Genomic DNA, 9,492 nt, shown 5'->3' on the forward strand with positions numbered 1-9,492 from the left:
AGGGCTTGCAGGCTGTGGCCCCCCAGCAGTTCAGCCCCCAACTGCCGGGCAGTGGCGCGCACCCCGGCCAGGCACTGGGCCAACAGGTCCTGCTGCAGGGGGGCGCCGCAGCGGGGCAGGGTCACCAGCGCCTGGAGCCCCTCCAGGCAGGCGCCGCTGGCCCAGAGATCACTGGCTCCGTGCAGGGTGGTAAGTCGTCCGTTGAGCCAGGGATCGCTCACCAGGGCCGGGAACCCGTCCACACTGGCCAGGAGCAACCGGTCCGGGGGGATGCGGGCCGTGATACTGGCGTCCCGGGGCTGGGGGAGGGCGCCGTAGATCCGTGTCAGGGCGTTGTTCAGAGGCTGGGCCGGGAGCTTGGCGGCGCAGCCGCGGCAGGCCATGGGTTGCGGGGGGGCTGGTGTGGCGGCCGCCGCCATGGCGCCGCCGCCGTTCATCCCGTTCACCATGGCCATGAAGCGGTGGTCCAGGTGCTGCTTCCACCGCCAGAGCCATGGATGGGGACCCAGCCAGAACCGTCCCCGCTGGGCAACGGCCCCCCCTTGCCCGTCTCCCAACAGCACCAGACCATGGGCCTGGGGCCGCCAGCACCGCAAGGGTTGGCTCCGAAGAGCAGCCTGCAGATTCCGGGCCAGCACAGGGGCGGCCCGCACCGCCCATACACCCCCGACTGGACGGGGGGCGGCGGCCACCACTCCGCAATCCCCCACCGCAAAGATCCGCCCATGGCCCTGCGCCACAAGGGTGGGATGGGTGAGAACGCGGCCCCGCCCATCACAGGGCAAGCCGCTGTCCTGGAGCCAGGCCGGGCCACGACTACCGGTACACAGCACCGTGGCGCGGTCAGGGGGGGCCGGATCATGGCGGGCCATGGGGCGGACGGCAATGCCCCGGGCCTGCACCATCTGCTCCAGGCGGCGCGCCAGTGGGTCGCTGCCCAGCCGTAGACCACCTGGAGCGGTGCGCAGGCTGAGACGGCACGGCTGCCGGTGGCGCCGGCAGCGGGCCGCCAAAGCCAGAACCACCTCCACCGCAGCAGCGCCGCTGCCCATCACCTCCACCGCAGCAGGCAGGTGGTCACACCAGTCCAGGAAAGGCTCCAGGGGGCGAACGGGCAGGCCGGCCACCCCGGCCGGCGCTGCGGTCACGCTGCCCACGTCCAGGCTCAGCCAATCCCAACGGAGAGAACGCAATGCCGTCGATGGGGTTCCCAGGGGGCTGTGGAGATGAAGCTGCCGCCGCTCAAGATCCAGACCGGTGATTTCCCCCTGCACGAAGCTCGCCCCTGCCGCGGCGCAGAGACGGCGAAGATCAATCACACAGGCGCCGGGGCGGGCCTGACCCGCCAGGACCGCGGGGATAAGACCGCTGTAGAGGCTGGCGCCGCTGCGGCTCACCAGGGTGACGGCTGTGGCGGGGGGCAGGGGCCAGCGACCCATGGCCCAGTGGCGCAGCGCCAGGGCATGGCTGTGGCCACCGCCCGCCAGCATCAACTGCTGACCGCCGGGCTGACCGCCGGAACGGGCAGCGGTCATCATGCCGGAGGCTTCCACCACGCTGCTCTACCATGGACATGGATCATGTTGTCCCAGCACAAATGCGCGTTTTGGTGACCGGTGGCGGTGGTTACATCGGCTCCCACACGGTTCGAGCGCTTCAGAACGCCGGCCATGACCCCATCGTGCTGGACAACCTGGTTCATGGTCATCGTGATCTGGTGGAACAGGTGCTGCAGGCGCCGCTGGTGGTGGCCCAACTGGGGGACCGCCAACGGTTGCAGACCATCCTGACCCAGCAGCACGTTGAAGCGGTGCTCCACTTTGCCGCCTACGCCACCGTGGGGGAGTCCGTTGTGGACCCGGCCTCCTATTACCGCAACAACCTGGGGGACACCATGGTGTTGCTGGAGGCCATGGTTCAGGAAGCCCGGCGACGCAACACGCCGCCGATGCCCCTGGTGTTTTCCTCCACCTGCGCCACCTATGGCCACCCGGAGCGCATGCCCATCACCGAGGATTGCCCCCAGCAGCCCATCAGTCCCTACGGTCGCAGCAAATGGATGGTGGAGATGTTGATCGGGGATTTTGCCGCTGCCTACGGTCTGCCCGCGGTGATTTTTCGCTACTTCAATGCGGCTGGAGCCGATCCCGCCGGTGACCTTGGCGAAGACCACACGCCGGAGAGCCACCTGATTCCCAGGGTGCTGCACACCATGGGCGGCAAACGCCCCGGGCCATTAACGATCTACGGAGATGATTACCCCACGCCGGATGGAACCTGCCTGCGGGACTACATCCACGTGACAGACCTGGCAGAGGCCCATGTGCTGGGTCTGGAAGCCATTCGCCGGCAGGCGTCCGACCAGCGGCCAGCGGTGCGCATCTACAACCTGGGCACAGGCCAGGGCCATTCCGTGCGGGAGGTGATTGGGGCGGCGGCGGCAGTGACGGGATGCCCCCTGCCGGTATCCGCGGCGCCGCGGCGCGCTGGTGATCCGCCGGTGTTGGTGGCGGCCGCAGATAAGGCCAGGCGAGAACTGGGCTGGTCGCCCCGGTTGTCCCAACTCGCCACCATGGTGCGCCATGCCTGGATCTGGCATCAGCGCCGCCATGGCTGTCGGGCAACCGGCTGTCCGGTAACCGGACCCACCCCGGAGCCGAAGACGTCGTAGAACATGGGGTCAGTCTCGGGCAAGGCGTTGGAACGGCTGCAAGCGTTACGGGGGATGGTGGATCTGTTGCCCCCGCAAACCATGGTCTGGCAACAGGTGGAGGCCCAGGCCCGGCAACATTTCCAGCATGCCGGGGTGGGGGAAATCCGCACGCCGTTGCTGGAGGCCACGGCGTTGTTTGCCCGTGGCATCGGAGAAGCCACGGACGTGGTGGGCAAGGAGATGTACTCCTTCCAGGATCGTGGTCGGCGCTCCTGCACCATGCGACCTGAGGGCACCGCCAGCGTGGTGCGGGCCTCCATTCAGCACGGTCTTCTCAGCCAGGGGCCCCAGCGGCTGTGGTACATGGGACCCATGTTCCGGTATGAGCGACCCCAGGCGGGACGGCAGCGGCAGTTCCATCAAATCGGCCTGGAATTGCTGGGGGTTGCCGATGAACGCAGTGACGTGGACGCCATTGCCCTGGCCTGGGATCTGCTGGCGGATCTGGGGGTTCAGGGACTGCAGTTGCAGATCAACACCCTGGGAACCCCCGAGGATCGCCGCTGCTATCGGGAGCAGTTGGTGGGCTGGCTGGAGCAGCGGGCCCATGAACTGGACCCGGATTCCCGGCGCCGCCTGGGCTCCAACCCCCTGCGCATTCTTGACAGCAAGAACCAAGCCACACAGCACCTGCTCAGTGGGGCGCCCCAGCTTCTGGAGACCCTGGGCAAGGGGAGCCGGGAGCGGTTTGACCGGGTCTGCCAACTGCTTCAGGCCCTGGACATTCCCTTTGTTCTCCAGCCCCGGCTTGTGCGCGGCCTGGACTACTACACCCACACGGCCTTCGAGATCACCTGTGACCAACTGGGTGCGCAAGCCACGGTCTGTGGCGGTGGTCGCTACGACGGCTTGGCGGCCATGCTGGGCGGCCCTCCCACGGCGGGGATGGGTTGGGCCATGGGGGTTGAGCGCTTGGTGCTGCTGCTGGCCCAGCAGGTGAAGGCATCCCCTCCCCAGGTGGTGGTGTTGAACCGGGGCGATACCGCCCAGGTGAGCGCCCTCGTGCTGACGCGACAACTGAGGCGGGCCAATCTCCATGTGGAACTGGACCTTTCCGGCGCCGCCTTTGCCCGCCAATTCAAGCGGGCCGACCGCACGGGAGGAGGACTGGCGGTGATCATCGGGGAGCAGGAGGCCCAGGTCGGCGTCGTGAAACTGAAGTGGCTGCATCAAACCCCGCAGCAACGGGGCTCAGGCCTGGCCATGGGAGAAGAGTGGACCGTGCCCGCTGCGGAAGCATCCGGAACTGTGGGTCGGTTGCTGAACGGTGAGCCTCGGGCCCAATCTCAGGCGGAGCCAACGCCCGTGTAGGCCCCATAGAAGAACAGGCCCACCACGAAAATCACCGCCATTCCCCCAGCGGTGGCCACAATCCACAGGGGCAGAGCACCCTCCGTCCAGCGGGAGCGCCAGGGAATCGCCGGCCGCCCATCGGGAAGCCGATCAGGAACACGACCGTCAGGGCCTTGCAGGGACTTGCTCATGGGAAGAAGAAGGGCTTCGGATCAATTGAAGAAGTAGCTGGAGAAGAGAATGCCGCAGGTGAAGACAAACAGCAGGCCCAGAAACAGGCTGGTGCGGTTGAGCTCTACCGGAAGCGTGTTGGGGTTGGGGTTGCGTTCCATGGGTGTATGGGGGCTCAGCGGCGAACGAATTGCATGGCGGCAATGGCGCCCAGGAAGAACACCGTAGGCACCGCCAAGGCATGGACCGCCAACCAACGGACCGTGAAGATCGGATAGACGCGGGGCGCTTGGCCCGGGTTGTTTAGGCTGGAAGTCATGGGGCGGGGGTGCTCAGGCGCTCGTCGATTTGCAGTTTGCTGTCATAGCGGTCGCTCACCACTGGAGGCCGCACCTCGGAACTGAGGTAGTACTCATTGGGACGGGGGGTCCCAAAGGCGTCATACGCCAGACCGGTGCTAACAAAGAGAAACCCGGCCAGGAAGATGGACGGCAGGGTTACAGCATGGATCACCCAGTAACGCACACTGGTGACGATCTCAAAAAAAGGACGTTCCCCGGTGGAACCGGCAGCCATGGCCTTTTACGACTCGCTGCCAAAGTGTACGCAAGAAAGGTTCCATCCAGGGGTATCAATAGCCATCTTGCCGGCCAGTTGTAACACCTCTCAGCCAACCCGGTCCGCCGCTCCGGCCCAGCGCAGCAGGTTGCCCCGCTCCCCCAGCACAAAGCCCTTGCCGTCGCCGACAAAAAGAATGCGGGTGAAAGTGCTGGGCTGCTGCTGACCTACGGGATCCCTCAACCAGGTTGTCCCGCCGTCCCGGCTGGACAGGAGGGTGCCGTTACCACCCCCCAGCCAGATGCTGCCGTCCGGCGCCCAGGCCAGGTCCAGGTAGCCGTAGCCGTTGGTGATGGGAATCACGGCATCGCCAAAGGCGGGGTCGCCCGTGTCTGTGGGGGTGGACTCCGGGTCCGGGAAGCGGATCCGGGCGCCCCGATTGACCATCCAGAGATGGCCGGAGGGGGTAAAACCCATGGCTTGAACCCGCTGGCTGCTGGGGCGCTGATGGGGGGTCCAGACCGTCTCGCCAGGGCGCCAGTCCGCGTAGAAGTTCCCCAGACTGCTGACGCTCACGTAGCCCCCCATCCTGTCCCGCCGCAGATCCCGCACTGCGCCGGTGGCATCCTCCACCAGGGCCGTCCAATGCCCGCCCCCATCATCGGTGCGGTAAACGGCGCCCACACTGGTGGCCAACTCCGCCCGGTCCGGGCCCAGGGCGGTCACCAGATAGGGATCACCCGGCAGCTTGCCGGTCAACAGCAGACGGCTCCAGGTCCGGCCCGTGTCGGTGCTGTGCAGCACCAGACCCGGCTGACCCGCGATCCAGCCTTCATTCCCGGCGAAGTCGATGCTGATCAGACGAAAATTCTCCTCGGCGGGCAGATCCAGATTGCGCTCCTGCCAGGACCGGCCGCCATCGCTGGTCTCCAGGATCAGGCGGTTGCTGCCCACAAGAATGCCATGGTTCTCGTCGCTGAACGCCAGGTCCAGACCACTGGAGCGGGTGTTCAGGGGGATGGCTTGCCAGGGGCTCTCGGCGGCGGTGGCCAGCCTGGTGCTGACGCAGCCGCCGAGCAGACCACAGACCAGCAACAGGCTGAGCAGAGAGCGAAGCAGACGGGACATGGGATGGAACAACAGAAAGGGTGGGGCGTGTTCAGCGGGGAGATGCCGGCCGGTCAGTGGAGGGAGTAGAACGATAAGAGGAATGCGGCGGCGAGCACCAGACCGCCGAAGATCAGAATGGTTTTCTGGCCTGGGGTCAGGCGATTGACCCCCAGGCCGTAGTCCAGGTTCTGGGTAAAGCCGCTGGGTCGGCTCCGGGGACCCACGTCCACAAAAGCAGCTTGGGGACTGCGGCAGACAGGACAGAGAAAGTCGTCCGGCAACGCGGTGAACGGGGTGCCCCGGGCAATGCCCAGCTTGGCCACACCCTCGGCAGGGTCGTAACGATAGCCACAACTGCGGCATTCATAGTTGTGGGTTCCGGGATCACTCTCCAGTTGCCGGGCCATGGCCTCGGCTTCTGCGGCCCGGGTGATGCGTGGCCGTCGGACACCGGCGGTCGGGGCATCCCCGGCGGCATTGGGATCCCCCGGGGCTGGTGGCGATGGCGAGGCAGAGTTGGGGTTGGATGACATGGGCGCCTGTTCTCCGGACGGGGCTCAGGTGACTGTATTGCCGGAATCAGGCGGCAGTTGGGGTTGGCGCACCGCAATTCCGTCCTCTGTGGTGTCAGACTGGAGTCCAGAAGCACCGCAGGGCTGCCGATGTTTGTTCTCGACGGGTATGACGCCTTTCTGGGTTTTCTCCTGACCGCGGCAGCGGCGCCGGTGCTGGCGCTGGTCGCCAACCAGTTGATCAGCCCCCGCCGTCGCCAGGGGGAGCGGACCACCACCTACGAGTCGGGGATGGAGCCCCAGGGGGGCGCCTGGATCCAGTTCAATATCCGTTATTACATGTTTGCTCTGGTGTTTGTGGTCTTTGACGTGGAGACGGTGTTTCTCTACCCTTGGGCCGTGGCCTTTCATCGTTTGGGGTTGCTGGCCTTTGTGGAGGCCCTGATTTTCATTTCCATCCTGGTGGTGGCCCTGGCCTATGCCTGGCGCAAGGGGGCCCTGGAGTGGTCATGATTCCAGGCGGTTCTCCACCCTACCCACCGTTTCCCTGATCCAGCCCTGTGATGCCCCCATCAGTTTCACCGTCCACCGTTCAGCCCATGGTTCCGCCAGGGCAACTCGCCCAGGTGCGCAGCTTGCGGGAGGATGCCTGCAATCCCGTGGGCAAGCCCCAGGTGACCCGTGATCTCTCCGAGAACGTCATCCTCACCACCCTGGACGACCTCCACAACTGGGCCCGCCTTTCCTCCCTCTGGCCTCTGCTGTACGGCACCGCCTGCTGCTTTATCGAGTTTGCCGCTCTGATTGGCAGCCGTTTCGACTTTGACCGCTTTGGCTTGGTGCCCCGCAGCTCGCCGCGGCAGGCGGACCTGATCATCACTGCCGGCACCATCACCATGAAGATGGCTCCCGCCCTGGTGCGCCTCTACGAGCAGATGCCCGAGCCCAAATACGTGATCGCCATGGGGGCCTGCACCATCACCGGGGGCATGTTCAGCGCCGACAGCACCACGGCGGTGCGGGGGGTGGACAAGCTCATCCCCGTGGATCTCTATATTCCCGGCTGCCCGCCCCGACCGGAGGCTATTTTTGACGCCGTCGTCAAGCTGCGCAAGAAGGTGGCCAACGAATCCGTGGCGGAACGGGGAAACACGCTGCCCACCCATCGCTACTGCACCGTGTCCCATGCCATGAAAATCGTGGCTCCGGCAGTGTCGGGACGCTACCTTCAGGCGGAGAGCCAGCAGGCTGCCCTGGCCGCCTCCCAGGCGCCTTCCCTGGCGGAGATGGAGCGGTCCCGGTCCGAACCCCTGCCCGCCAGCCCTGATGCCTCCACGTCTGCAGAACAACCCAGCCCATGAGTGAAAACACCTCCTCCTCTCCAGATACCCCCAAGGAGGCGCCCCCGGAGCCTGAGCCGGGATCCATCAGCCGGCGGCTGCGTAGTCGGGGCCTGGACCATCGGGTGCTGGATCCGGATCACCTGGGGGTGGAGACCATCGCCGTGGAGCCAGGGGCGCTGGAGCCCGTGGCCACGGCCCTGCAAGCGTTGGGCTTTGACTATCTACAATGCCAGGGCGCCTACGACGAAGGGGTGGGGCGCTGCCTGGTGAGCTTCTACCACTTGGTGAAGATGGGTGGTTTCACCGGGGGAGATTCCGTGGAGGAGGTTCGCCTTAAGGTGTTCCACGACCGGTCGGCCCCCGTTGCCCCATCCCTTTACGGCCTGTACCGGGGCGCGGACTGGCAGGAGCGGGAATCTTTCGACATGTTCGGGATCCGCTACGAGGGCCATCCCCATCCCAAGCGGCTGCTGATGCCGGAGGATTGGCAAGGCTGGCCCTTACGCAAGGACTATGTGCAGCCGGATTTCTACGAAATGCAGGATGCCTATTGAGTGGGGCATCCTGTGGTTTCCCGCCTGTCCCAAGCCACAACGCCTCAGCTAAGCCGCAGCCAATGGGTACATCCGGAGAGGATTTTCCTGGAAGCGATTCCCTGCTTCCGACTCGCCCACGGCAGCCTCGGTTCCAGAAGCCAGACCGGCCTGGGTGTCCTTCTTGCTGATGCGCAGTTGGCTGCCCCGGGCGGCAAGGCGCCGGTTCACGCAATCGCGGATGTGATGGGGCATATCCGAATCCGCCATTTCCTGGGGGGTGAGAAGAATGGCTGGCGATCCCACGTGCAGGGCTTCCAGGAGATCGGCCCATTGCTCCACCAGCCGCTGCTCCTCAACGGAGTTCAGACCATGCTGCCGCAGGATGCCGCTACAGTGATCGTAATTCCAGAGTACGCTGCGGTTGGCGTTCTGCTCGGGTCGTTTGTAGGCGTAGCCTTGATCAATGGCCTGGGGGAGGGGCAGCCCATCGTTGTCCCGCAGCCCGGCTTGGCTGAGGTGATGACCGCAGTGGACAGCGGAGATGCCGAAGTGTCGGCCAAGCTCCGTCAAGGTGAGCCAGATTTTGTGGCCGGTGGGAGCGGTGGGAGATGGAGGATGCGAGGGGGAGAAGCTTTGCATTGATGTCTGCAGGAGGGTTAGGATGAGAAGCGAAGCTTTACAAAGGCTTGTTCCTTCCCTGGAAGCTGACAACATGAATGGGGGAAAGTTCAGATTCTTTCCAGAAAAGCTGTGAATCGTTAAAAAGGTTAATTATCATTAAGTTTAGAGATTTATTATGCAATTAGTTGCGTACTTGATGCTAAAATCTCGTTCAATACTCAAAATAAACAGGAATCGGGTGATTGCTGTATCTCAACCGATCAGGATCAGGATGGGGCCATGGAACTGCTGCCCAGATAGGTTTCCAGGGCGGGGGAAAAGACCTCTCGAATCACGGTGAGGACCCGTCCCCCCTTGAAAAAACGATAGTGGCGGCACCAAAGGGGGCTGGAGACGGAAAACCGCTGCTCCAAGGCTTCGCTTTCCACCTGCCCCAGGCCGTCCACTTCCCGGAACAACTCCACCCGATCCTGGCTCAGGCTGGCCCAGATGGGCTGGCGCAGGTCCCGGAGATGGCCTTGGGCATCCTGCTGATTCCACCAGCTTTCAGCCCACATGAGGGTTTCCACGCCGCAGCGCAGCCAGACCCGCCGTCTCAGCAACGGACCGCTCAGTTCAGCCACCTCGTCGGGGAG

General features: G+C 64.9%; 14 protein-coding genes. 5 read left to right on the forward strand and 9 right to left on the reverse strand.

Annotated elements, in window-relative coordinates:
- On the reverse strand, positions 1–1,556 hold a 1,556-nt coding region (locus BG35_RS0103600; protein ID WP_051506131.1), incomplete at its 3' end, for an AIR synthase related protein.
- A gap of 41 nt (positions 1,557–1,597) precedes the next feature.
- Here BG35_RS0103600 and galE point away from each other — a divergent pair.
- Complete coding sequence (gene galE / locus BG35_RS0103605; RefSeq protein ID WP_080688008.1) at positions 1,598–2,671, forward strand: UDP-glucose 4-epimerase GalE; 1,074 nt, start codon at positions 1,598–1,600, stop codon at positions 2,669–2,671.
- Between the two features lie 27 nt (positions 2,672–2,698).
- On the forward strand, positions 2,699–4,024 hold the full coding sequence (gene hisS, locus BG35_RS0103610; protein ID WP_025781747.1) for a histidine--tRNA ligase: 1,326 nt from the start codon (positions 2,699–2,701) through the stop codon (positions 4,022–4,024).
- On the opposite strand, the gene BG35_RS0103615 is transcribed toward hisS, so the two are convergent.
- From BG35_RS0103615 to BG35_RS0103640, 6 genes are all read right to left on the reverse strand, one after another.
- Positions 4,000–4,197 carry a photosystem II reaction center protein J gene (locus BG35_RS0103615; RefSeq protein ID WP_025781748.1) on the reverse strand — a complete coding sequence of 66 codons (198 nt, stop codon included), beginning with the start codon at positions 4,195–4,197 and terminating at the stop codon, positions 4,000–4,002. The two genes, hisS and BG35_RS0103615, sit on opposite strands and share 25 nt — an antisense overlap.
- A 21-nt stretch (positions 4,198–4,218) precedes the next feature.
- Complete coding sequence (gene psbL, locus BG35_RS0103620; RefSeq protein ID WP_025781749.1) at positions 4,219–4,338, reverse strand: photosystem II reaction center protein PsbL; 120 nt, start codon at positions 4,336–4,338, stop codon at positions 4,219–4,221.
- Between the two features lie 14 nt (positions 4,339–4,352).
- Positions 4,353–4,496, reverse strand: a complete 144-nt coding sequence (gene psbF, locus BG35_RS0103625; protein ID WP_025781750.1) for a cytochrome b559 subunit beta — start codon at positions 4,494–4,496, stop codon at positions 4,353–4,355.
- Positions 4,493–4,753, reverse strand: coding sequence for a cytochrome b559 subunit alpha (psbE, locus tag BG35_RS0103630; RefSeq protein WP_025781751.1), 261 nt, complete (start codon positions 4,751–4,753; stop codon positions 4,493–4,495). Before psbE ends, psbF begins: the two co-directional genes overlap by 4 nt.
- A gap of 90 nt (positions 4,754–4,843) precedes the next feature.
- A complete protein-coding gene (locus BG35_RS0103635) occupies positions 4,844–5,863 on the reverse strand; it encodes a photosynthesis system II assembly factor Ycf48 (RefSeq protein WP_025781752.1) in 1,020 nt (339 codons plus the stop codon).
- A 53-nt stretch (positions 5,864–5,916) separates the two neighbouring features.
- Positions 5,917–6,378 carry a rubredoxin gene (locus tag BG35_RS0103640; RefSeq protein ID WP_373276962.1) on the reverse strand — a complete coding sequence of 154 codons (462 nt, stop codon included), beginning with the start codon at positions 6,376–6,378 and terminating at the stop codon, positions 5,917–5,919.
- Between the two features lie 129 nt (positions 6,379–6,507).
- On the opposite strand from BG35_RS0103640, the gene ndhC reads away from it, so the two are divergent.
- From ndhC to BG35_RS0103655, 3 genes are all read left to right on the forward strand, one after another.
- Entirely contained in the window at positions 6,508–6,870 is a 363-nt protein-coding gene (ndhC, locus tag BG35_RS0103645) for an NADH-quinone oxidoreductase subunit A (protein WP_025781754.1), read from the forward strand.
- A gap of 86 nt (positions 6,871–6,956) precedes the next feature.
- Positions 6,957–7,718, forward strand: coding sequence for an NADH dehydrogenase subunit K (locus tag BG35_RS0103650; protein WP_025781755.1), 762 nt, complete (start codon positions 6,957–6,959; stop codon positions 7,716–7,718).
- Positions 7,715–8,254: an NAD(P)H-quinone oxidoreductase subunit J gene (locus BG35_RS0103655; RefSeq protein ID WP_025781756.1), complete on the forward strand. Its 540-nt coding sequence runs from the start codon at positions 7,715–7,717 to the stop codon at positions 8,252–8,254. The genes BG35_RS0103650 and BG35_RS0103655 overlap by 4 nt, the downstream gene beginning before the upstream one ends.
- Positions 8,255–8,302: 48 nt before the next feature.
- On the opposite strand, the gene BG35_RS10100 is transcribed toward BG35_RS0103655, so the two are convergent.
- Together BG35_RS10100 and BG35_RS0103665 are read right to left on the reverse strand one after the other, a co-directional pair.
- Positions 8,303–8,806, reverse strand: coding sequence for a hypothetical protein (locus tag BG35_RS10100; protein ID WP_152535154.1), 504 nt, complete (start codon positions 8,804–8,806; stop codon positions 8,303–8,305).
- A 317-nt stretch (positions 8,807–9,123) separates the two neighbouring features.
- Positions 9,124–9,492 (reverse strand): chorismate pyruvate-lyase family protein (locus tag BG35_RS0103665; protein WP_025781758.1); only part of this gene is annotated, 369 nt, incomplete at its 5' end.

The organism is Candidatus Synechococcus spongiarum SH4 (assembly GCF_000586015.1).
In the GTDB taxonomy this organism is placed as follows: Bacteria; Cyanobacteriota; Cyanobacteriia; order PCC-6307; family Cyanobiaceae; genus Synechococcus_B; species Synechococcus_B spongiarum_F.

Coding starts and splice junctions, on each gene's coding strand:
- BG35_RS0103640 (WP_373276962.1), bottom strand. CDS start 6,378: ATGTCATCCAACCCCAACTCTGCCTCGCCATCGCCACCAGCCCCGGGG.
- BG35_RS0103635 (WP_025781752.1), bottom strand. CDS start 5,863: ATGTCCCGTCTGCTTCGCTCTCTGCTCAGCCTGTTGCTGGTCTGTGGT.
- BG35_RS0103650 (WP_025781755.1), top strand. CDS start 6,957: ATGGTTCCGCCAGGGCAACTCGCCCAGGTGCGCAGCTTGCGGGAGGAT.
- galE (WP_080688008.1), top strand. CDS start 1,598: ATGCGCGTTTTGGTGACCGGTGGCGGTGGTTACATCGGCTCCCACACG.
- BG35_RS0103615 (WP_025781748.1), bottom strand. CDS start 4,197: ATGAGCAAGTCCCTGCAAGGCCCTGACGGTCGTGTTCCTGATCGGCTT.
- BG35_RS0103655 (WP_025781756.1), top strand. CDS start 7,715: ATGAGTGAAAACACCTCCTCCTCTCCAGATACCCCCAAGGAGGCGCCC.
- psbL (WP_025781749.1), bottom strand. CDS start 4,338: ATGGAACGCAACCCCAACCCCAACACGCTTCCGGTAGAGCTCAACCGC.
- ndhC (WP_025781754.1), top strand. CDS start 6,508: ATGTTTGTTCTCGACGGGTATGACGCCTTTCTGGGTTTTCTCCTGACC.
- psbE (WP_025781751.1), bottom strand. CDS start 4,753: ATGGCTGCCGGTTCCACCGGGGAACGTCCTTTTTTTGAGATCGTCACC.
- psbF (WP_025781750.1), bottom strand. CDS start 4,496: ATGACTTCCAGCCTAAACAACCCGGGCCAAGCGCCCCGCGTCTATCCG.